Source organism: Sulfitobacter sp. TMED3, assembly GCF_002167505.1.
In the GTDB taxonomy this organism is placed as follows: domain Bacteria; phylum Pseudomonadota; class Alphaproteobacteria; order Rhodobacterales; family Rhodobacteraceae; genus Sulfitobacter; species Sulfitobacter pontiacus.
Genome location: NZ_NHBI01000017.1, coordinates 100,436 through 123,231, shown reverse-complemented (window position 1 = coordinate 123,231; position 22,796 = coordinate 100,436). Strand labels below are relative to the sequence as shown.

19 protein-coding genes are annotated in these 22,796 nt (G+C 62.1%); 8 read left to right on the top strand and 11 right to left on the bottom strand.

The window, feature by feature from the left end:
* Positions 1–103 precede the first annotated feature (103 nt).
* Positions 104–1,117: a hypothetical protein gene (locus CBB63_RS05455; protein ID WP_286698433.1), complete on the top strand. Its 1,014-nt coding sequence runs from the start codon at positions 104–106 to the stop codon at positions 1,115–1,117.
* 87 nt (positions 1,118–1,204) lie between these two features.
* On the opposite strand, the gene CBB63_RS16400 is transcribed toward CBB63_RS05455, so the two are convergent.
* The 5 genes from CBB63_RS16400 to CBB63_RS05430 form a co-directional block, all read right to left on the bottom strand.
* Entirely contained in the window at positions 1,205–1,639 is a 435-nt protein-coding gene (locus CBB63_RS16400) for an SPOR domain-containing protein (RefSeq protein WP_502695863.1), read from the bottom strand.
* 981 nt (positions 1,640–2,620) lie between these two features.
* Positions 2,621–3,262 carry a uracil phosphoribosyltransferase gene (upp, locus tag CBB63_RS05445; RefSeq protein ID WP_286698431.1) on the bottom strand — a complete coding sequence of 214 codons (642 nt, stop codon included), beginning with the start codon at positions 3,260–3,262 and terminating at the stop codon, positions 2,621–2,623.
* Between the two features lie 90 nt (positions 3,263–3,352).
* Positions 3,353–4,624: a phosphopentomutase gene (locus CBB63_RS05440; protein ID WP_286698430.1), complete on the bottom strand. Its 1,272-nt coding sequence runs from the start codon at positions 4,622–4,624 to the stop codon at positions 3,353–3,355.
* Positions 4,624–5,928, bottom strand: coding sequence for a thymidine phosphorylase (locus CBB63_RS05435; RefSeq protein ID WP_286698429.1), 1,305 nt, complete (start codon positions 5,926–5,928; stop codon positions 4,624–4,626). Before CBB63_RS05435 ends, CBB63_RS05440 begins: the two co-directional genes overlap by 1 nt.
* 3 nt (positions 5,929–5,931) lie before the next feature.
* Entirely contained in the window at positions 5,932–6,327 is a 396-nt protein-coding gene (locus CBB63_RS05430; RefSeq protein WP_286698428.1) for a cytidine deaminase, read from the bottom strand.
* A 252-nt stretch (positions 6,328–6,579) separates the two neighbouring features.
* On the opposite strand from CBB63_RS05430, the gene CBB63_RS05425 reads away from it, so the two are divergent.
* Both CBB63_RS05425 and CBB63_RS05415 read left to right on the top strand, forming a co-directional pair.
* The gene (locus tag CBB63_RS05425; protein WP_286698427.1) at positions 6,580–8,853 is read left to right on the top strand and encodes an NADP-dependent malic enzyme; all 2,274 of its coding nucleotides are present in this window, start codon (positions 6,580–6,582) and stop codon (positions 8,851–8,853) included.
* Positions 8,854–9,346: 493 nt separating this feature from the next.
* Complete coding sequence (locus CBB63_RS05415) at positions 9,347–11,242, top strand: AMP-binding protein (protein WP_286698425.1); 1,896 nt, start codon at positions 9,347–9,349, stop codon at positions 11,240–11,242.
* Between the two features lie 71 nt (positions 11,243–11,313).
* Here the strand turns inward: CBB63_RS05415 and CBB63_RS05410 are convergent, their stop codons facing one another.
* Together CBB63_RS05410 and CBB63_RS05405 are read right to left on the bottom strand one after the other, a co-directional pair.
* Complete coding sequence (locus CBB63_RS05410) at positions 11,314–11,511, bottom strand: CsbD family protein (RefSeq protein ID WP_005849485.1); 198 nt, start codon at positions 11,509–11,511, stop codon at positions 11,314–11,316.
* A gap of 111 nt (positions 11,512–11,622) precedes the next feature.
* A complete protein-coding gene (locus CBB63_RS05405; protein WP_286698424.1) occupies positions 11,623–12,378 on the bottom strand; it encodes an NAD kinase in 756 nt (251 codons plus the stop codon).
* Between the two features lie 171 nt (positions 12,379–12,549).
* On the opposite strand from CBB63_RS05405, the gene glyA reads away from it, so the two are divergent.
* Positions 12,550–13,827: a serine hydroxymethyltransferase gene (glyA, locus tag CBB63_RS05400; RefSeq protein WP_286698423.1), complete on the top strand. Its 1,278-nt coding sequence runs from the start codon at positions 12,550–12,552 to the stop codon at positions 13,825–13,827.
* A gap of 163 nt (positions 13,828–13,990) precedes the next feature.
* Here the strand turns inward: glyA and CBB63_RS05395 are convergent, their stop codons facing one another.
* A complete protein-coding gene (locus CBB63_RS05395; protein ID WP_064217117.1) occupies positions 13,991–14,365 on the bottom strand; it encodes a hypothetical protein in 375 nt (124 codons plus the stop codon).
* Between the two features lie 54 nt (positions 14,366–14,419).
* Here CBB63_RS05395 and CBB63_RS05390 point away from each other — a divergent pair, with 54 nt between their 5' ends.
* The 4 genes from CBB63_RS05390 (at position 14,420) to CBB63_RS05375 (ending at position 20,677) form a co-directional block, all read left to right on the top strand.
* Positions 14,420–15,184 carry an alpha/beta fold hydrolase gene (locus CBB63_RS05390; RefSeq protein ID WP_286698422.1) on the top strand — a complete coding sequence of 255 codons (765 nt, stop codon included), beginning with the start codon at positions 14,420–14,422 and terminating at the stop codon, positions 15,182–15,184.
* Positions 15,185–15,332: 148 nt separating this feature from the next.
* Positions 15,333–18,692 carry a carbamoyl-phosphate synthase large subunit gene (gene carB / locus CBB63_RS05385; protein WP_286698421.1) on the top strand — a complete coding sequence of 1,120 codons (3,360 nt, stop codon included), beginning with the start codon at positions 15,333–15,335 and terminating at the stop codon, positions 18,690–18,692.
* Between the two features lie 161 nt (positions 18,693–18,853).
* Entirely contained in the window at positions 18,854–19,978 is a 1,125-nt protein-coding gene (locus CBB63_RS05380) for a beta-ketoacyl-ACP synthase III (RefSeq protein ID WP_037966144.1), read from the top strand.
* 120 nt (positions 19,979–20,098) lie between these two features.
* Positions 20,099–20,677 (top strand): thymidine kinase, encoded by a 579-nt coding sequence (locus CBB63_RS05375; RefSeq protein ID WP_005849498.1) that lies wholly within the window; start codon positions 20,099–20,101, stop codon positions 20,675–20,677.
* On the opposite strand, the gene CBB63_RS05370 is transcribed toward CBB63_RS05375, so the two are convergent.
* From CBB63_RS05370 to proC, 3 genes are all read right to left on the bottom strand, one after another.
* Positions 20,674–21,624 carry a 2-hydroxyacid dehydrogenase gene (locus CBB63_RS05370; RefSeq protein ID WP_286698420.1) on the bottom strand — a complete coding sequence of 317 codons (951 nt, stop codon included), beginning with the start codon at positions 21,622–21,624 and terminating at the stop codon, positions 20,674–20,676. The genes CBB63_RS05375 and CBB63_RS05370 overlap by 4 nt on opposite strands.
* Positions 21,621–21,959 (bottom strand): tRNA-binding protein, encoded by a 339-nt coding sequence (locus CBB63_RS05365; protein ID WP_286698419.1) that lies wholly within the window; start codon positions 21,957–21,959, stop codon positions 21,621–21,623. The genes CBB63_RS05370 and CBB63_RS05365 overlap by 4 nt, the downstream gene beginning before the upstream one ends.
* Entirely contained in the window at positions 21,952–22,767 is an 816-nt protein-coding gene (proC, locus tag CBB63_RS05360) for a pyrroline-5-carboxylate reductase (RefSeq protein ID WP_286698418.1), read from the bottom strand. The genes CBB63_RS05365 and proC overlap by 8 nt, the downstream gene beginning before the upstream one ends.
* Positions 22,768–22,796: the final 29 nt, after the last annotated feature.

The window sequence follows — 22,796 nt, the reverse complement described above, 5'->3', positions numbered from 1 at the left end:
GACGCTCCTTTCGAATTCTCCTATGCTGTCTTAAGTCCACCCATTGCTCAACCCGTGTCAGGTGGTAAACTATCCAAAACAGTTAGGCACTATACTTCAGGATATGACAGCCCTTTCCAAATACGCCCGGTTGGAAGCAACCGGACTATGGCGTTCGGCCCCCGATGCCCAACGTCGCGAGGTCATCGTGTCGATCGGCGATGCGACACTGGTGATTTCCGACCTCAAGGATCAGGCGCTGACCCATTGGTCACTGGCGGCTTTGGCGCGGTCAAACCCTGGCACCCGCCCTGCGATTTTCCACCCCGATGGCGACCCCAGTGAAACGCTGGAAATCCCCGACAGCGAGGGAGAGATGATCGACGCCATCGAAACCCTGCGCCGCGTGGTCGAACGCCGTCGCCCCCGCCCGGGGCGGCTGCGCTTTGCCGGGGTGCTGACCTCGGCGCTGGTGGTGGCGGCGGTGGCGCTGTTCTGGCTGCCGGGCGCGCTGCAAGATCACACGCTGCGGGTGGTACCCAAGGTCAAACGCGCCTCCATCGGGGCGGCGCTGCTGAAAAAGATCGAACGGGTGTCCGGCCCCGCCTGTACCAACGCCCGCGGGCGCACGGCGCTGGCAAAGCTCGGCGCGCGGCTGTCGTCTGATCCGATGGTGGTGCTGCCCGCCATGACCCGCCCCAGCCTGCACCTGCCCGGCGGGCTGATCGTGCTGAACAAGACCCTCTTCGAGGATTACGAGTCCCCCGATATCGCGGGCGGCTATATTCTGGCGGAGCAAGCGAAACGCGCCGTCACAGACCCGCTTGAACATATGCTCGCCACCATCGGCATCCGCGAAAACTTCCGCCTGCTGACCACCGGCGATGTGTCGGATGCGGCCCTCACCCGCTACGCCGAACATCTGATGGCCGAACCCGCGCCGGAACCGCCCGTTGACGCCCTGCTTGCCCGTTTCGAAAAACAGCGCCTGCACAGCACGCCTTACGCGCAAGCCCGCGACATCACCGGAGAGACGGTGCTGCCCCTGATCGAAGCCGATCCGATGAACGGCAAGGAAACCGACCCACTGCTGAACGATGCCGACTGGCTGCGCCTGCAAAATATCTGCGGCGGCTAAGGCAGAGATACACACTCCGACCTTCAACGCAAAAGGCCAGCCGGATCGCCCCGACTGGCCTTTTGTCTGTACTGTCGTGCGGATGCGTCAGCGGATGTAGGCATCCCCGTAACCGGCACCGCGCAATTTACCCAAAGCCGCCGGTGCAGCGGACGCGCCAAAGGGCCCTGCCTGCACCGACAGATAGGTCTTGCCGCCGCGGGTGGACTTACCGATGCGCGCGCCCATCCCCATCCGCGCGATACGTTGTGCCGCGCGCTGCGCGTTCGCGCTGTCTCCATAGACGCCGATCTGCACATAGGTCTTACCTGCGGCACGCGGGGCCGCTGGGGCTGTGGCGACTGGCTTGGGAGTCGAACGGCTGGAGTAGACCGGCTTGCGCGCGGCAGGCGCTGCGTTCTTGTTGCGGACGATACGTTTAACCAGCTGGCCGTTGCGCTTGGCAAAGCTCACCTCGCCCAACTCGCGGCGCTGCTGCTCNACCGAGGTATAGGGGTAGACCAGCGGCAAACGCGCGGTCATGTCCCGCCCTGTGCTTTGGTTCACTAGACGGCGCGGCACGGTGTTGGTCCAGATCAACAACATCTTGGACCGCCCCTCAAGGTTCTGTTCGGCCCGCTTGGGGTTCAGACGGTCGTCTTCCCACACGGGGCGNTATCCTTTGGGCACCGAGACGTTGGCATAGGTGTTCTGGCGGTTGATCGCGACATGTTTCGGCACGATCCGCGTATGCGCATGCGCCGCTGCGGGGGCCNCAGTGGCCGCGACGCTGCCTGNGGNTGCCCCATAGGACGGCGCAGATGCCACGGCCCCGACCTGCGCGGTGGAGGGCAGGATCGGCGCGGTTTGCGGGCCGCANCGCACGGCGAGCCCCTTGGTCCGCGACCCGGAGTATTGCTGGCTGATGGCAGAGCGTCCGGCACAGGTGGTCGGCACCTGCGCCACCGCCACCGGCGCTTGCGCGCGCGGTGCGGCNGGCACGTCGACCGAGCGTGGNACCGGCTGGCGCACCGGCTTGGGTGCTTTCTGGCGTACAACAACCGGCTTGGCCTTGCGCTGTGGCAGAGGGCGTGCCGCAACCGTGGGCTGTTTGGCCGCGGCGGGCGCGNTGTTCACGGTGATCTGCACCGGCGCNTCAGCACCACCGGCAGGCGCGCTGGCCGCTGTCTGCACATTGGTCGGCTTGAANCCGCAGACNCCCTGACGCTTGCGCGACACGCGCGGCACCCAGGTCACATTGCCGTCGATACCGGCCCGAATAAACACACAGCCTTTGCTGTCGACATATTGCTTGCCCTTGTACGAGGCCGACGGGAATTCCGCCGGTTGATCGCGAAAGCTTTGCGCTTGGGAAATACCTGCCCCAAACGTCGTCATCAATGCCGCAACTGCCACAATACTAGTAAATTTCATCTGCGCCCCCACACAATGTAGTACATAAACCATGCGCGATCCCGGTTTCAGAGTAAAGTACCCTGATCACCGGATCGCCCATTTTGCGCCTTACTTGGTCCCGAACATCCGGTCACCGGCGTCACCAAGCCCGGGAATAATATACCCTTGCTCGTTCAGCTTCTCGTCGACCGCCGCGGTGACGATCGGCACATCGGGATGCGCCTCTTTCATGCGGGCCACGCCTTCGGGGGCCGCCAGCAGACACAGGAAGCGNATATTGGTCGCACCGGCTTTCTTCAGCATGTCGATCGCNGCCACGGATGAATTACCGGTGGCGAGCATCGGGTCCACGGCGATNACCAGACGGTCGTCCATACCCTCGGGCACCTTGAAATAGTATTCCACCGGCTGCAATGTTTCCTCGTCACGATACAGGCCAACAAAGCCTACCCGTGCCGACGGGATCAGCTCCAGCACGCCATCCATCAACCCGTTGCCCGCCCGCAGGATAGAGATCAGCGCCAGCTTCTTGCCGTCCAGCGTAGGTGCGTCCATCGGCTGCATCGGCGTGTCGATCCGCNTGGTCGTCATCGGCAGGCCGCGGGTCACCTCATAGGCCANAAGCTGGCTGATCTCGCGCAGCAACTGNCGGAACGCCGCGGTCGATGTGGATTTATCCCGCATGATTGTCAGCTTGTGCTGCACCAGCGGATGATTAACGACGGTCAGGTGTTCAACGATATCGGACATCGGGGCGCTCTCCATATTACTTGGCTGAACTCATGCCCCGAAAAGCCGTGCCCCGCAACCATCGCATCTTCGCCAGCTTCATTTTGCCAGTCAAACTCCGGGGGGATCGCGGCCCNGCCGCGATGGGGGCTGGCCCCCANAACCGACCGATACGCCGCCGAACAGAGTTNAGTCGGGCACCGNAACCCCAAGATGCCGCGCCACCAGCCCAGCGACATCGCGAAAGCCGATCTGCCCCAAGCTGCCAGCACCCTGCCCTGCCACCAGAACCGGGGCCCGTTCGCGGGTGTGGTCGGTGCCCACCCANGTCGGGTCGTTCCCGTGATCTGCGGTCAGCACCAGCANATCCCCGTCNCGCANTTGCCCCAGCAGCTTACCNATCTCGGCATCAAACCACTCAAGCGCGCGGGCATAGCCCGACACATCGCGCCGATGCCCATAAAGACTGTCAAACTCCACAAAATTCGCAAACGTCAGGCTGCCGTCTTCGGCGCTCTCGACCAGATCGCCAAGATGGCCCATCAATGTCTCGTCAGACCCTTTGCGCACCTCATCAAAACCGGTCATCGAAAAAATGTCACCGATCTTTCCAACGGCATACACACGGGCACCACTGTCCTGCACCCAGTTGCTCAGCACCGGCGCGGGTGGCGTGATCGCGAAATCACGACGGTTGGTGGTGCGGGTAAAACCGCTTTGCGCATCCCCGATGAAGGGACGCGCGATCACCCGCCCGACTTTCATCTCATGCGCGATCGGGGCCATGTTTTCGCATAGGTCCAACAGCCGTTGCAGGCCGAAACTCTCTTCATGCGCGGCGATCTGCAACACGCTGTCGGCCGAGGTATAGCAGATCGGGAAACCGGTCTTGATATGCTGCGCGCCGAACTCCTCGATAATGGCGGTGCCGGGGGCGTGGCAATTCCCCAAAATCTCGTCCGTGCCGGCAAAGGCCGCAAGCTGCGCAACAAGCGCAGGCGGAAAGGACTTCGACACATCGGGAAAGTAGTGCCACTCCCACGGGACCGGCAAACCGGCCAATTCCCAATGGCCCGAAGGCGTATCCTTGCCGCGCGAGATTTCTGTCGCCGCGCCCCATGTGCCGCTGACGGTGCCATCAAGGCTTGCGATATGCAGCCCGCTGGCCAGTTCAATCGCGGGGCCAAGCCCCAGCGACGCCATATGCGGCACGTTCAAAGGGCCGCTGCGCCCGTCTTCTGCACGGCCCTCCGCACAGGCCTGCGCGATATGACCAAGGGTATTCGCGCCGGTGTCCGGCACACGCCCGTTAAAGAAGGTGTCCGCATCGGGGGCACCGCCGATACCGACGGAATCCATCACAACCAGAAAAGCACGCGCCATCAGCCGACCCTCTCTACAATCAAATCCGGCACGGCGACCGGCTTCGGGCCGATGGTAATCGCACCGCGCACCGCCTGTGCGGCCCGCTCTGCGTCACCGGCGCGGGCGCCATGAACAACCGCCAACGGCCCTTTGGACGATACTTTCGCCCCAAGGCGGACCACATCCGAAATCCCCACGGCAGGGTTGATCTGGTCCGTCTCGACCGCGCGCCCGCCGCCCAAAGCGACGACGGCAAGGCCCAAGGCCTCCCCATCAATCGCGGTCACATATCCGGTTTTCGGTGCGGGAACCTCTCCGATGATCGTCGCCTCGGGCAGGAACCGCGTCCAGTTTTCGACAAACTTCGCAGGCCCGCCCATGGCCGCGATCATCACGCCAAAGCGTTCCGCCGCGCGGCCCGACCGGATCGCCTGCACGATCATATCCGCCCCGACCTGCACATCGCCCGCCAGCCCTGCATTGGCCAGCAACACCCCGCCAAGCGCCGCACAGACCGAGACAATCGGCCCCTTGTTGTGCCCCGTCAGCACGCGCATCACCTCGGCCACTTCCAGCGCGTTCCCGAGGCTCGGCACCAAGGGCTGGCTCATATCGCTGATCACCGCCGTCGTCCGGCACCCGCTGGCGTTTGCGGTCTTGGTCAGCGCCGTCGCCAGCGCCTGCGCCTGCGCCAGATCTTTCATGAAGGCACCGCTGCCGACCTTGACGTCCAAGACCAAACCATCCAGCCCCGCCGCCAGCTTCTTCGACAGGATCGACGCGGTGATCAGATCAAGGCTGTCCACGGTCGAGGACACATCGCGCACCGCATAAAGCCGCTTGTCCGCGGGGGCGATACCGTCGGTCGCACTGACAATCGCACAGCCTGCCTTCGCCACCACGGCGCGAAACTGCGCCTCGTCCAATGTGGTATTCACACCCGGAATGGCCTCGAGCTTATCCAGCGTCCCGCCGGTATGCCCCAGCCCACGCCCCGAAATCATTGGCACATAGGCCCCGCAGGCGGCCAAGGCAGGGGCCAGCACAAGGCTGACGCAATCGCCCACACCGCCCGTCGAATGTTTATCCAGCACCGGCCCGTTCAGATCCCAGTCGAACACCCGCCCGCTGTCGCGCATGGCAAGCGTCAGGGCCACGCGGCCCACATCGCTCAGCCCGACCTGACAGACCCCCATCGCAAAGGCCCCCGCCTGCGCGTCACTGACCCGCCCGTCGGCAAGGGCCATCGCGAACCAGACAAGCTCTTCTCGGTTCAGCGACCGCCGGTGCCGCAGTTTGGACAGGATCGCGCGGGCATCCATGGCTTAGCCCTCCATATGCGCGCGGCCAAAGGCACCGGGCAACAGCTCGGCCATCGTCATCACCTCTTCAACGCCCGACAGGGTCGCCATGGTCACCCGCGCGTCCCCCTCACCGAATTCAGCCAGTTTTTGACGGCAGCCGCCACAGGGGGTGACGGGCGTGGGGCTGCCCGCGATCACATAGGCCTCGACAAAAGCCGTCTCGCCCGCCGCGATCATGGCGGCGATGGCACCGGCTTCGGCACAGGTGCCTTCCGGGTANGCGACNTTTTCCACGTTGCAGCCNACAAACACCGCNCCCGAGGCCGTGCGCAACGCGGCCCCCACCTTGAAATTGGAATAGGGCGCATAGGCATTTTCCTGCACGGCGCTGGCGTGCTGTCGCAAATCACTGGTCATAATTCCCCCAAGTTTCACAAAACTATAAAAACCTTTCGCCAAAGTTGCGATGCCAAAAGCGGAAAAATGCCATGCTTCATTTTGCCAGACAAACTCCGGGGGAATCGTGGCCTGCCACGATGGGGGCTGGCCCCCTTCCCGCCCCANAATCTGCGCCGCATGGGCGGTGACACGCNCCGCTCCAAAAGTCGTGTTGGCGCGGCTGGCAAAATAGTTTAACGCTAAACTACTCTCTTAAAGGACCGCCAAAACATGACCGATGCGCCCAATCTGCGCCAAGCCGCACTTGACTATCACGCNTTCCCCAAGCCCGGAAAACTCGAAGTGCGCGCGACCAAACCACTGGCGAACGGCCGCGATCTGGCGCGCGCCTATTCCCCCGGCGTGGCNGANGCCTGCCTTGAGATCAAGGCNGACCCGACCACAGCCGCGCATTACACCACCCGCGCGAACCTTGTGGGTGTGGTNACCAATGGCACGGCGGTTCTGGGGCTNGGCAACATCGGCGCGCTGGCCTCCAAACCGGTGATGGAGGGCAAGGCCGTCCTTTTCAAGAAATTCGCCAATATCGATTGNTTCGACATCGAGCTGGACCAGAATGACCCCGAAAAGCTCGCTGAACTGGTNTGCGCGCTAGAGCCGACCTTCGGCGCGATCAACCTCGAAGACATCAAGGCCCCCGANTGCTTTACCGTCGAACGCATNTGCCGCGAGCGGATGAACATTCCGGTTTTCCACGACGACCAGCACGGCACNGCGATTGTCGTTGGGGCCGCCGTGAAGAACGCGCTTTTCGTGGCGGGCAAGAAGTTCNNGGACATCAAGATCGTATCCACAGGCGGCGGCGCNGCGGGCATTGCTTGTCTGAACATGCTGCTGAAACTCGGCGTGAAGCGCGAGAACGTCTGGCTTTGTGACATTCACGGTCTGGTCTACGAGGGCCGTGAGATCGACATGAACCCGATCAAATCGGAATACGCGCAGAAATCCGACCTGCGTGATCTGGCCGATGTGATCCATGANGCCGANCTGTTCCTCGGCCTCTCTGGTCCCGGTGTCCTGAGCCCCGAAATGGTGCAGAAAATGGCGCCGCAGCCGATCATCTTTGCGCTGGCCAACCCCACGCCGGAAATCATGCCCGATCTGGCCCGTGCNGTGGCNNCTGATGCGATTATCGCNACNGGACGGTCGGATTTTCCCAATCAGGTCAACAACGTATTGTGCTTCCCCTTTATCTTCCGCGGTGCGCTGGATGTGGGGGCAACCACGATCAATGACGAGATGAAGATCGCCTGTATCGACGGGATCGCCGCGCTTGCCCGTGCCACCACCTCGGCCGAGGCTGCCGCCGCCTATCAGGGCGAACAGCTGACCTTTGGCCCCGACTACCTGATCCCCAAACCCTTTGACCCGCGCCTGATCGGNGTCGTGTCTACNGCCGTCGCGAAAGCNGCGATGGACACCGGCGTCGCCACCCGCCCGATCGAGGATCTGGCCGCNTATCGCCACAAGCTGGACAGCTCGGTCTTCAAATCGTCGATGCTGATGCGCCCCGTGTTCGAGGCCGCGCGCGTGGCCCCGCGCNGGATCGTCTTTGCCGAAGGCGAAGACGAACGCGTGCTGCGCGCCGCCCAGGCCATGGTGGAGGAAACCAAGGAACGCCCGATCCTGATCGGCCGCCCCGAGGTGATCGAACGGCGCATCGAAAAGGCTGGTCTGACCATCAAGCTGGGCGANACGGTGGATCTGGTGAACCCCGAAAACGACCCGCGCTACCGCGACTATTGGGAGACCTANCACAACCTGATGGCCCGCCGCGGCGTGTCACCTGATATCGCACGCGCCATCATGCGCACCAATACCACCGCCATCGGCGCGGTGATGGTGCACCGCGAAGAGGCCGACAGCCTGATCTGCGGCACCTTCGGGGAATTCCGCTGGCATATGAATTATATCGAACAGGTTCTCGGTCGCGACGGGCGNCGCCCCCANGGGGCCNTGTCGCTGATGATCCTGGAAGATGGGCCNNTGTTTATCGCGGATACGCAGGTGCATCTGCACCCCACCCCCGAACAGATCGCCGAGATCGCCATCGGTGCNGCNCGNCANGTGCAACGTTTCGGCATCGANCCCAAGATCGCCCTGTGTTCGCAAAGCCAGTTCGGCAATCAGGGCGAAGGGTCNGGCAAACGTCTGCGCGCGGCGCTGCGGCTGCTGGATGCGGGCAACCATGATTTCTGCTATGAGGGCGAGATGAACATCGATGCCGCACTCGACCCCGAGCTGCGCAGCCGTCTGCTGCCCTCGAACCGGATGGAAGGTGCTGCGAATGTTCTTGTCTTTGCCCATGCGGATGCGGCATCGGGCGTGCGCAATATTCTGAAGATGAAGGGAGGCGGGCTTGAGGTTGGGCCGATCCTGATGGGGATGGGCAACCGTGCACATATCGTCTCTCCGTCGATCACCGCGCGCGGGCTGCTGAACGTCGGTGCNATCGCNGGTACGCCGGTCGCCGAATACGGNTGACGCCNNGCGTGAAAACGCCGCCCTTATACGGGGCGGCGCATGGACCGGAACCGGCCGGAATTACTTGGCCGGTTTGGNGCCCTTGGCCGCAAAGGGTGCCTTGATGTCAGACACGCTGCTTGGCATCGGCTTGGCAGGCCGTGCGTCTGCTTTGGCCTTTTTCTTCTTGTTGGCGAGCTTATCACCCATTGTTCTGAACCTTTGTTCAAAGACGAAGGGCGGCGACATGCCGTCCCTATCCGCGATGCTGCGCCCCTTTGCGCGATTGATCTGATCCAAATTCGACGCGGTNGGTCATATTCGACANGNGCTGNGCGAANTTCTGTGCGCTANCGGAAANNGGCCGAAACGCGCTTGTAAATTTTGACACCGCGCGCGGGGAAGCGGCTGTAAATTTTATTGCCGGATGGCCGCGATATAGGCGCAAGCTCTTGCTCTTTCCTGCAGCCGTGGCCTACCAAATGGTATTCGCGTTCACGGGAGGGAGCCGCATATGGGATATCACGACATTTACAAAAGCTGTCAGGACAACCCTGAAGCCTACTGGCTAGAGCAGTCCAAAGCCATCGATTGGGAGGAANNGCCCCGTCAGGCGTTGTTCGACAAGGGCAATGATCTGTACGAATGGTTCGCCGACGCCAAAGTAAATGCGTGCTATAATGCCGTTGACCGCCATGTGGAAAACGGCCGTGCCGATCAGGTGGCGATCATCCATGACAGCCCGATCACCGGCACCCAGACCAAGATCACCTTTGCCGAGCTGCAAACCCGCGTCGCCGCTGTCGCCGGTGCGCTACAGGCCAATGGCGTGGGCAAAGGCGACCGCGTGATCATCTATATGCCGATGGTNCCCGAAGCGCTTGAGGCGATGCTCGCCTGNGCNCGGATCGGGGCGGTACATTCGGTCGTGTTCGGCGGCTTTGCCTCGAACGANCTNGCCGTGCGGATCAACGACTGCACCCCCAAAGCGATCATCGCCGCATCCTGCGGGTTGGAACCNGCACGCGTCGTGGCCTATAAGCCGCTGCTTGACGGGGCCATTGAACAGGCCGACCANAAACCCGATTTCTGCCTGATCCTGCAACGCGAACAGGCCCCCTGCGATCTGACACCGGGGCGCGATCTGGATTGGCACGNGGCGCAAAAAGGCACCACCCCCGCGCCCTGCGTCGCGGTGGAGGGNAACCACCCCGCCTANATTCTTTACACCTCGGGCACGACCGGCGCGCCCAAGGGCGTGGTGCGCCAAACCGCGGGGCATNTGGTGGCGCTGAACTGGACGATGAAGAACATCTACAACGTCGATCCGGGCGATGTCTTCTGGGCNGCCTCCGATGTGGGCTGGGTCGTGGGGCACAGCTATATCTGCTATGGCCCGCTGGTGCATGGCAACACCACCGTCGTGTTCGAAGGCAAGCCCGTGGGCACACCCGATGCGGGCACCTTCTGGCGCGTCATTTCCGAACACAATGTCCGCAGTTTCTTTACCGCCCCCACCGCGATCCGCGCCGTCAAACGCGAAGATCCCAGGGGCGAGGAGATTGGCAAATACGATATTTCCTGCCTGCGCGCGCTGTATCTCGCGGGCGAGCGCGCCGACCCAGACACCGTGATCTGGGCGCAGGAAAAGCTGGGCATACCCGTCTATGACCATTGGTGGCAGACCGAAACCGGCTATACCATCGTCGGCAACCCCGCCGGACTAGAGGCGCTGCCGGTCAAGGTCGGCTCCCCCACGGTGCCGATGCCGGGCTATGACGTGCAAATCCTGAACGAGGCGGGCGAGCCGCAACCCGCTGGTACTTTGGGGTCTATCGCGATCAAACTGCCCCTGCCNCCCGGCACGCTGCCCACCCTGTGGAATGCCGAAGATCGCTTCCGCAAAAGTTACCTCACGACCTATCCCGGATACTACGAAACGGGGGATGCGGGCAGGATCGACGAGGATGGATATCTTTATATCATGGCGCGCACCGATGACGTGATCAACGTCGCNGGTCACCGCTTNTCCACCGGCGCGATGGANGAGGTTCTGGCCGGCCACCCCGATGTGGCTGAATGTGCCGTGATCGGCGTCANCGATCCGCTGAAGGGNCAAGCCCCGATGGGGTTTGTGTGCCTGTCCAAAGGGGTCGANCGCCCCCATGCCGAGATTGCAGCCGAATGTCAGCAACGGGTGCGTGACCAGATCGGGCCAGTGGCAGCCTATAAGATGACGCTGGTGGTGGATCGNTTGCCCAAGACGCGTTCAGGNAAGATCCTGCGGGCGACGATGGTCAAACTGGCNGATGCAGAGCCGTTCAAACTGCCCGCCACGATCGACGATCCGGCCATTCTGGACGAGATAAAGTCGGCGCTGCAAACCATCGGCTACGCCAAGGACAGCTGATAGATCCGGNACCCCAGAANGCGAAAAAGGCGGCTGTAACAGCCGCCTTTTCTATTCAATATCTAGGCCAGTTAGTGTTTGGCCACGAAGCTGTCTACCTGACGCTCCGCCTCGTCTTTGGCAACGCCGTAGCGCGCCTGAATCTTGCCGACCAGCTGATCGCGTTCGCCGGCGGCTTCTGTCAGGTCATCGTCGGTCAGATCACCCCATTCTTCTTTGACCTTACCGGTCATCTGGCTCCAGTTACCTTTGATTGTATCCCAATTCATGTCAGGTCTCCTTTTGCTANAATTCCAAACGATGAAAGCACCTGAANGGCCTCTCATGCGTCTCGGAATATCAACGCGCCAAAGGCACCGCGGTTCCGTCTGAAACGCGGATTAGTTGAACTGCTCGCTGATCAGCCGTTCTTCCAGACCGTGGCCCGGATCGAACAGGATACGGTGCTTGATCAACGGGTCCGAGGTGATCTCGACCGCNACGACATCGCGGTAGGAATTCCCGTCGGCGTCGGCCATCACAGGNCGTTTGGCGGGCTCCAGCACATCAAAGCGCACGGTCACCGTTTTCGGCAGCAANGCCCCGCGCCAGCGCCGTGGCCGAAACGCCGCCATCGCNGTCAGGGCCAGCACATCCGCGCCAATCGGCAGGATCGGGCCGTGCGCGGAGTAATTATAGGCNGTGGACCCGGCAGGCGTCGCCACCAGTGCNCCNTCGCAGACCAGCTCNTCCATCCGCACGCGCCCGTCNACGCTGATCCGCAGCTTGGCGGCCTGCGGNCCNTCGCGCAGCAAGGCGACCTCGTTCAAGGCCAGCGCCTTGGAGGTCTCGCCATTCGCNTGNGTGGCGACCATCACCAGCGGGTTGATCACCGCCTCTTCTGCTGCGCGCAGACGATCCACCAGATCCTCTTCGGCATAGGCGTTCATCAAGAACCCGATGGTGCCGCGGTTCATGCCATAGACCGGNGTCGACAGCTCTTGCGAGTCGTGCAGCGCCTGCAGCATGAACCCGTCCCCCCCGAGGGCGACGATAACCTCTGCCTCCTCNCGCGTGACATTGCCGTATCGTGCGCTCAGCGCCGTCAACGCATCCTGTGCAACATCAGAGCGGCTGGCGATAAAAGCGATCTTCATGGGCGGATGTTTCCAATGAGGGATATTCACAGTCAAAAGAACCACATATCGCGCCGACCTACCAGCTTTGCCGCATATGACGGTGCGACCGGCGCATTACGACCTTCACCCCCGTGCCGGATTAAGCTAGATAGCCCGCAACCCGCACACGTAGTCAAAGGAACCACGCCCATGTCCGGTTTTTTCACCACCCCCCTGTCCGAAGCCGATCCCGAAATCTTCGGGTCCATCACAGACGAGCTGGGTCGCCAGCGTAACGAGATCGAACTGATCGCCTCCGAAAACATCGTGTCTGCGGCTGTCATGGCGGCGCAGGGGTCGGTGATGACCAACAAATACGCCGAAGGCTACCCGGGCCGCCGCTATTATGGCGGGTGTGATTTTGTCGATGTGGCGGAAAACCTGGCGATTGAACGCGCGTGCAAATTGTTCAANTGCGACTTCGCCAACGTGCAGCCGAATTCGGGCAGCCAAGCCAACCAGGGCGTGTTCACCGCGCTGCTGCAACCCGGTGACACCATTCTGGGCATGAGCCTCGACGCGGGCGGCCACCTGACCCACGGGGCCAAGCCGAACCAATCCGGCAAATGGTTCAACGCCATCCAGTATGGCGTGCGCAAACAAGACAACCAACTTGACTATGACCAGGTCGAAGCGCTCGCGAAGGAACACCAGCCCAAGCTGATCATCGCCGGTGGCTCCGCCATCCCGCGCCAGATCGACTTCAAGCGGATGCGCGAGATTGCCGATATGGTCGGTGCCTACCTGCAGGTGGACATGGCCCATTTTGCCGGTCTGGTCGCTGCGGGCGAACACCCCTCCCCCTTCCCCCATGCGCATGTGGCGACAACCACCACACATAAAACCCTGCGCGGTCCGCGCGGCGGCATGATCCTGACCAACGACGAAGCGCTGGCGAAAAAGTTCAACTCGGCCATATTCCCCGGTATTCAGGGTGGCCCGCTGATGCATGTGATCGCGGCCAAGGCCGTGGCCTTTGGTGAAGCGCTCAAGCCCGAGTTCAAGACCTACATCCAACAGGTCATCAAGAACGCCCAAGCACTCAGCGACCAGCTGATCAAAGGCGGGCTCGACACGATCACCCATGGCACCGACACCCACCTGCTGCTGGTCGACCTGCGCCCCAAAGGCGTCAAAGGGAACGACACCGAAAAAGCACTGGGCCGCGCGCATATCACCTGCAACAAGAACGGTGTGCCGTTTGACCCTGAAAAGCCCATGGTCACCTCCGGCATCCGTTTGGGCTCGCCGGCGGCAACAACACGCGGGTTTGGTGAGGATGAATTCCGTCAGATCGCCGACTGGATCATCGAGGTTGTCGACGGGCTGGCCGCCAATGGGGCCGATGGCAACGCCGAGGTCGAAGCCAAGGTCAAAGCCGAAGTCGAAGCGCTCTGCGCCCGCTTCCCGATCTATCCCAACCTCTGAAGCCCCAACCTCTAAAGCAATGCGCCCCGGGCCCTTCCAAATGGATTAAATCCCGGGGGGCCCGCAAGGGCGGGGCAGCGCCCCAAACCACGCCTCGAAACAAAGCCCCGCTTGCAGCTCCGCAGCGGGGCTTTTGCGTCTTCAAAGGTAACAGCTTCGCCCGTCAGACGTAGCCGCGCCACCACAGAAATGTGATGAACGCCACCGCAACACAAATCAGGTTGAACGCCACACTTGCCGCAAGACCAAGCCAGCGGTCCTTGCGCCGTTCGGCCACGTCGATTCCGGCAAGATGCTCCATCACGCGGTCATAGGCGGTCTGCACCGTCGCCCCCTCGAGCCTGCGTGCCATCTTGGGGTTGCGCGCCATAAAAGCCGCCTGCGCAAAGACCTTGCCCTCACGCCGCACCCGCGCGGGCAGACGTCGCCCTGCGCGCGCCAGCGCATGAGAGACATCGCGCCCCTGCACACCCAGCTTTGCCTGCAAGCCGCGCTGCATTTCACGTGCCTTGGTCTCTAGGTCTTTTTGATCCAGCATGTTTCAACCCTAAACGGTCTGGCACATCGGCTGCAATGGCCCTACATCTTGGGCATGTTGAATTACACTGAATATGGCACCAAAGGCGACGCCCCTGCCCTGCTGATCGTGCATGGTCTTTTCGGGTCAGGCCGCAATTGGGGCGTGATCGCCAAACGGATGTCCGACCAGCGCCGCGTGGTGACCGTCGACATGCGCAACCACGGGGACAGCCCGCGCGCGCAGACGCAAAGCTACCCCGAGATGGCCGCCGATCTGGCAGAGGTCATCACCCATCTTGGCGCGCCAATGGACGTCTGCGGGCATTCGATGGGCGGTAAGGCGGCCATGATGCTGGCACTGAACCATCCCGAACTCGTGAACCGTCTGGTGGTCGCCGATATCGCTCCTGTCGCTTATGGCCACAGCCAGCAAGAATTTATCGATGCGATGCGCACGGTCGATCTGGGCACGCTCACCCGCCGCTCCGACGCCTCTGACCAATTGGCGGCTGCGGGGGTCGAGCCCGCATTGCAAAGCTTTTTCACCCAGTCGCTGGATGTGCCCAACAAGACGTGGAAGCTGAACCTTGATGTGCTTGAGGCAGAGATGTCCAAGATCGTCGGCTGGCCCGATGGGGTCGATGGACAATACGAGGGGGAGGTGCTGTTCCTGTCCGGCGGCAACTCCACCTATGTCAAACCCGAAGACCGCCCCGTGATCAAGGCGCTGTTCCCGCAAGCGCGCTTTGCCAAGCTACCGGATACAGGCCATTGGCTTCACGCTGAAAAGCCGCGCGACTTCGAGGCGTCTTTGCGGGCCTTCCTGACGCTCGGGTAAGGCAAAGCGGCACCGCATCGGGCGGTGCTGCGCCCCTGCCACATGGGTGTTGCCTGAAAACACGCCCCATATCCCGACATGCCCCCTTGCACCTCTCCCCCCAAGGCCTATAACGCGGAGAATTTGCAAACATCCGGGGGCCTGAGCCATGCCAAAAAGAACCGATATCCAGTCGATCATGATCATTGGAGCGGGGCCCATTGTCATCGGTCAGGCGTGCGAGTTCGACTACTCCGGCGCGCAGGCCTGTAAGGCCCTGAAAGAGGAAGGCTACCGCGTCATCCTCGTGAACTCCAACCCTGCGACGATCATGACCGATCCGGGGCTGGCGGATGCCACCTACATCGAACCCATCACCCCTGAAATCGTCGCCAAGATCATCGAGAAAGAACGCCCCGACGCGCTGCTGCCAACGATGGGCGGTCAGACCGGGCTGAACACCTCGCTCGCGCTCGAAGAGATGGGCGTGCTCGAGAAATTCAACGTCGAGATGATCGGCGCGAAACGCGAAGCCATTGAAATGGCAGAGGATCGCAAGCTCTTCCGCGAGGCGATGGACCGTTTGGGCATCGAAAACCCCAAGGCGACCATCGTCACCGCGCCCGTTGCCGCCAGCGGTAAGAAAGACCTTGCGGCAGGCGTGCAGCTTGCGCTCGACGCGCTGGAATATGTCGGCCTGCCCGCGATCATCCGCCCTGCCTTCACCATGGGCGGCACCGGCGGCGGCGTGGCTTACAACCGCGACGATTACGAATTCTACTGCCGCTCGGGAATGGACGCGTCGCCGATGGGGCAGATCCTGATTGATGAGAGCCTGCTTGGCTGGAAAGAATACGAGATGGAAGTGGTGCGCGACACCGCTGACAACGCGATCATCGTCTGCTCGATCGAGAACGTCGACCCGATGGGCGTGCACACAGGCGATTCGATCACCGTGGCCCCTGCCCTGACGCTGACCGACAAAGAATACCAGATCATGCGTAACCACTCGATCGCCGTGCTGCGCGAAATCGGCGTGGAAACAGGCGGATCGAACGTGCAGTGGGCCGTGAACCCCGAAGATGGCCGCATGGTCGTGATCGAGATGAACCCCCGTGTATCGCGCTCCTCTGCGTTGGCGTCCAAGGCGACGGGTTTCCCGATTGCCAAGATCGCGGCCAAGCTGGCGGTGGGCTTTACCCTAGACGAGCTGGACAACGACATCACCGGCGTGACCCCTGCGTCCTTCGAGCCGACAATCGATTATGTCGTCACCAAGATCCCGAAATTCGCGTTCGAGAAATTTCCCGGCTCCGAACCCTATCTGACGACCGCGATGAAGTCTGTCGGCGAAGCGATGGCGATTGGCCGCACGATCCACGAGTCGCTGCAAAAAGCGCTGGCGTCGATGGAATCCGGGCTGACAGGCTTTGACGAAATCGACATCCCCGGTCTGGACAGTGACCTGACCGCCGACGCACCACAGAACGAAGCCGCGCTGATTGCCGCGATCAGCAAGCAAACCCCCGACCGGATGCGCACCATTGCTCAGGCGATGCGTCACGGCATGTCCGACGTGGATATCCACGGTGTGACCATGTTCGACCCGTGGTTCCTTGCCCGCATCCGCGAGATCGTCGACGCCGAGGCGCAAGTCCGCAAAGACGGGCTGCCGCTGACCGAAGACGGGATGCGCAAGCTCAAGATGATGGGCTTTACCGACGCGCGCCTTGGCACGCTGACCGGTCGCGACGAAGACAACGTGCGCCGCGCGCGTCTGAACCTTGGCGTCAAGGCCGTGTTCAAACGGATCGACACCTGCGCCGCCGAATTCGAAGCGCAAACGCCCTACATGTATTCTACCTACGAGGCCCCCGCCTTTGACGAGGTTGAATGCGAAGCCCGCCCCAGCGACCGTCAGAAAGTCGTCATTCTGGGCGGCGGCCCGAACCGGATCGGCCAAGGGATCGAGTTCGACTATTGCTGCTGTCACGCCTGCTATGCGCTGACCGACGCGGGCTACGAGACGATCATGGTCAACTGTAACCCCGAAACCGTCTCGACCGACTATGACACCTCGGACCGGTTGTATTTCGAACCCGTCACCTTTGAACACGTGATGGAAATCCTGCGGGTCGAACAGGAAAACGGCACGCTGCACGGCGTCATCGTGCAGTTCGGCGGCCAGACACCGCTGAAGATCGCGCAGGCGCTGCAAGAGGCGGGCATCCCGATCCTTGGCACCACGCCCGACATGATCGACCTTGCCGAAGACCGCGAACGGTTCCAGCAGCTTGTGCAATCGCTGGGCCTGAAGCAGCCACATAACGGTATCGCCCACTCCGACGCCGAAGCGCTTGAGATCGCAGCAGACATCGGCTTTCCGCTGGTGATCCGCCCGTCTTACGTTCTGGGCGGCCGCGCGATGGAGATCGTGCGCGATCAGGCCAGCCTCGAACGCTATATCCGCGACGCGGTGGTCGTATCGGGCAAAAGCCCCGTGCTGCTGGATCACTACCTCTCGGGCGCGGTAGAGCTGGACGTAGACGCGCTGTCAGACGGCACGGATGTCCACGTTGCAGGCATCATGCAGCACATCGAAGAGGCCGGCGTTCATTCGGGCGACAGCGCCTGTTCGTTGCCCCCCTATTCGCTGAGCCGCGACATCATTGCCGAGGTCGAAAAACAGACCAAGGCGCTGGCGCTGGCGTTGAACGTTGTGGGCCTGATGAACATCCAGTTCGCGGTCAAGGACGGCGAGATCTACCTGATCGAAGTCAACCCCCGCGCCTCGCGCACCGTGCCCTTTGTCGCCAAAGCGACGGACAGCGCGATTGCGTCAATCGCTGCGCGGATCATGGCGGGCGAAAAGCTGTCGGCCTTCCCGCAGCGCGCACCCTACCGTGACGATGCCGCCTATGACGACGTGCTGCCTTTGGGTGATCCAATGACACTGGCGGACCCGAACATGCCTTGGTTCTCGGTCAAGGAAGCCGTGCTGCCCTTCGCCCGCTTCCCCGGCGTCGACACGCTGCTTGGGCCGGAAATGCGGTCAACGGGCGAGGTTATGGGCTGGGACCGCGACTTCCCCCGTGCCTTCCTCAAGGCGCAGATGGGCGCGGGCAACCCGCTGCCGCGCAACGGCTGTGTGTTCTTCTCGATCAAGGATATGGACAAGTCGGATGACATGCTGACCGCCGCGCGTATCCTGCTTGAGCAAGGGTTCACCCTGCGCGCCACCCGTGGCACCGCCGCCTGGCTGACAGAGCATGACATCGCCTGCGAGATCGTGAACAAGGTCTACGAGGGTCGCCCGAACATCACCGACATGATGAAGGACGAAGCGATCCAACTGGTGATGAACACCACCGAAGGCGCGCAGGCGGTCGAGGACAGCAAATCCATCCGCTCTATCGCGCTGTATGACAAGATCCCGTATTTCACCACGGCCGCCGGTGCCTATGCCGCAGCGCTGGCCATCAAGGCACAAGCCGAAGACGAGATCGGCGTTAAATCGCTTCAGGGCTAACCTGCCCTTTCTGACCTGCGCCGCGTCTTTGATGCGTGGCGCAGGTCTTTCCCCTTTCCTCCCCCTCTCATTGTCCGTCGCCCTTGCATGCCAGCCCCCGCTGGACTTGACCCCGCAGCCGTTTCTTGGCCTACTCGGACAACGCTGAAAAAGGTTTCCCCATGTACACCCCCGCCATTACTGGTAGCGGCATCTTTACGCCGGAACAGGTCATCACCAACGCCGAGCTGGTCAAGGCGTTCAACGCCTATGCCGATCTGTACAATGCCGAACACGCCGCCGAGATCGACGCCGGAGAGTTGCCCGCCAAGGAACACTCGTCAGAGGAGTTCATCGTCAAGGCGTCGGGAATCGAACAGCGCTATGTCATGGATAAGACGGGCATTCTGGATCCCAAGGTGATGCACCCCCTGCTGCGCCAACGGTCCGACGACGAACCCGGTCTGATGGCCGAGATGGCGCTGGATGCGGCGCAAAAGGCGTTGCAGGCGGCGGGGAAAACCGCGGCTGATGTTGATGCCGTCATCTGCGCGGCGTCGAACCTTGAACGCGCCTATCCGGCGGTGGCGATCGAAATCCAGCAGTTGCTGGATATCAACGGCTTTGCCTTCGATATGAACGTCGCCTGTTCGTCCGCGACCTTCGGCATCCAAGCGGCGGCGGATATGATCCGCTCCGGCTCGATCCGCTCGGCGCTGGTGGTCTGCCCCGAGATATGCTCGGCCCATCTGGAATGGCGTGACCGTGACTGCCACTTTATCTTTGGGGACGTGGCCACCGCCGTGCTGATCGAACGCGCCGAAGACGCAGCCGGTGCCTATTTCGAGATCAAATCGACCCGTTGCGCGACCGAGTTCTCGAACAACATCCGCAACAACAATGGCTTTTTGCGCCGGTCCCGCCCCGATGGCGTAGCAGACCGCCGCGACATGCAGTTCATGCAGAACGGGCGCAAGGTGTTCAAGGAAGTGCTGCCGATGGTTGCCGAACACATCGCGGGCCACATGGCTGACGAAGGCGTTGAGGCCGCTGATCTAAAGCGTCTGTGGCTGCATCAGGCGAATAAATCGATGAATGACTTCATCGGTCGCAAAGTGCTGGGTCGCGCGCCCGAAGCGGGCGAGCAGCCCAATATCCTGCAAGACTACGCCAACACCTCCTCTGCCGGGTCGATCATCGCGTTCTCAAAATACTCCGACGATCTGACCGATGGGGACACCGGGCTGATCTGTTCTTTCGGGGCCGGATATTCCGTGGGGTCTGTGCTGGTGCAGCGCCACGGCTAAGCCCGGCGGCACAGAGCCACCTCAACACCTGTGACATGTGGGGCGCGGTCTGCGACAGACGCGCCCCCGCTGCCCTCCCCCCACCTTGAACGCCAAGGTCGCCTGACGCTAAAGAGGGCCATGGCAAAGCTTTACTTTCATTATTCGACCATGAACGCGGGCAAATCGACCGTGCTTCTGCAGGCGGCTCATAACTATGTCGAACGCGGCATGGTCCCCTATCTGATGACCGCGAAATTCGACCACCGCGCCGGACACGGGCGGATCGCATCGCGTATCGGGATCGGGCACGAGGCCGACACCTTCGAGACGGACGAAGACCTTTTGGCGAAGATCGAAAAGCGTTTGGCTGAAGGCCCTTGCGCCTGCATCTTCATCGACGAGGCGCAGTTTCTCAGCCCTGATCAGGTCTGGCAATTGGCCCGTGCGGTGGATGACCTGCGGGTGCCTATCATGTGCTATGGGTTGCGCGTGGACTTCCGGGGCCTGCTCTTCCCCGGGTCTGCAACGCTGCTCGCCCTTGCCGATGAAATGCGCGAGGTGCGCACGATCTGCCACTGCGGCAAGAAAGCGACGATGGTGGTGCGGCAGGATGCCGAAGGCAAAGCGATCCGCGAAGGGGCGCAGGTGCAGATCGGCGGCAACGAGACCTATATCTCATTATGCCGCCGACATTGGCGCGAGGCTGTGGGTCGTTAAACGAGGTTCGGGGGCGTTTCGCCCGCGACGCCAGCTTTCAAATTCTCAACCGCCATCATCCACATATCCACACGCACCTCCCGGGAGGACGTGCCTAGATGCGGTAATAGCACCACGTTATCCAGATCCCGCAGGGCTTGCGGCACCTCTGGCTCGAACTCATACACATCCAGCCCTGCGCCGCCGATGGTGCCCGCTTGCAGGGCCTCGATCAGGGCGGTTTCCTCGACGATATTGCCGCGCGCGATGTTGATCAGGAAGGCATGGGGCTGCATCGCCGCCAGCACATCCGCGTTGATCAGATGCTGCGTGTCGTCCCCGCCCGGCACGGCGATAACAACCACATCAACAGCGGCAACCAACCGTTTGAGATCACTGATATGTTCCGCCGGATAGGCGACGCTTTTCGCGCTGCGGCTAAAGTATTTCACATCCATCGAAAAGCCGTAGTGACAGCGCCGCGCGACGGCTTGGCCGATCCGACCCATCCCGACGATCCCGACAGTCTTGCCCGTCAGATGCATGCCCAAAAGCTGCGAAGGCTCCCATCCGGACCATTGACCTGACCGCACCAGCCGTTCGCCTTCTCCCGCACGCCGTGCGGCCATTAGCATCAGCGTCATGGCGATATCAGCGGTGGCATCAGTCACGGCACCGGGCGTGTTAGAGACCTGAAGCCCCGCCGCCTTTGCCGCNNCGACATCGATGTGGTTATAGCCNACCCCGAAATTGGCGAGCATCTTGCACCGTGGCATGCCGACCTTGCCNAAGACATCCGCGGTAAAGCGGTCGCCCAAGGTGGCCAGCACCCCGTCATAGTCGCGCAGGGCGTCCTGCATCTCGTCNTCGGACAAGGGCGCGCTGTCCTCGCGATAGGTCACGTCAAAGCCTTCCAGGGCCTCGTGCACTTCGGGGGGCGCAGGGCGGGCGATCAGTAGTTTCGTCAATGCAGACGTCCTCCGTTCGGGGTGGGTTGCGTGGGGCGCATCAGCACNATCGCCCCGTCCTCGTCCGGNACCCCAAGCACCAGAACTTCGGACATGAACGGCCCGATCTGACGCGGCGGGAAGTTGACCACCCCCATCACCTGCGTGCCGATCAGCGTCTCGGGCGTGTAATGCNCCGTCACCTGNGCCGAGGTTTTACGCTCNCCGATATCGGGACCAAAGTCGATCCACATCTTGATCGCGGGCTTGCGCGCCTCGGGGAAGGGTTCNGCACGGGTGACCGTCCCGACCCTGATGTCGACTTTCATGAAGTCGTCAAAGCTGATCTCAGCCATTCGAAAGCTCNCGCGAACGATCGGCGGCCGCCGCCACAGCGCGTTTGAGCAGGACCGGAAAGCCGTCTTGCTCGTTCATCAGCACGTCCAGCGCGGCCTGTGTGGTGCCGTTGGGGCTGGTCACGTTGANGCGCAGCTGGTCCGGNCCTTCGTCNGCGGATTTNGCCAGCGCCCCGGCCCCTGCCACCGTCGCCGTGGCGAGCTTTAGCGCCAGCTCGGGGCTGAGCCCCTGCGCGATCCCGCCCGCGGCCATGGTTTCGATCATGTGGAAAACATANGCCGGACCCGAGCCGCTGACCCCTGTGACCGCGTCGATCTGGGATTCTTCCTCCAACCGGACAACGTCGCCCACGGCCGACAGCAGCTCTTCGGCTTCATCCATACCCTTGGCGTCGACGTGGGCGTTGCCGACGATGGCGGTGATNCCTTGGCTGATGGCGGCGGGTGTGTTGGGCATGGCGCGCACGATCGGCGTCTGTNCCCCCAGCGTTTTCTCAAACGTCGCGATGGTGGTGCCGGCGGCGACGCTGACAAACACCGTCTTGCCGTTGCCCATGGCCNGCAACGTGGGCAGCGCGTCACCCATCATCTGCGGCTTCACCGCCACAAGAACCACAGCGGGCTCCTTGGGCAGATCGACGTTCAACTGCACGCCCTGCTCTTTCAACCANTCAGAGGGTTTCGGATCGATGACATATACCGAAGATGTCGGAAGCCCGCGTGCCAGCCAGCCCGCCAGCATCGCGGATCCCATCTTGCCACAGCCCAGTAGAACCAAACCGTCTTTGGCGATGCGCGTATCTTTCATATCTGTACCCCTAAATTAACATTCGGGGA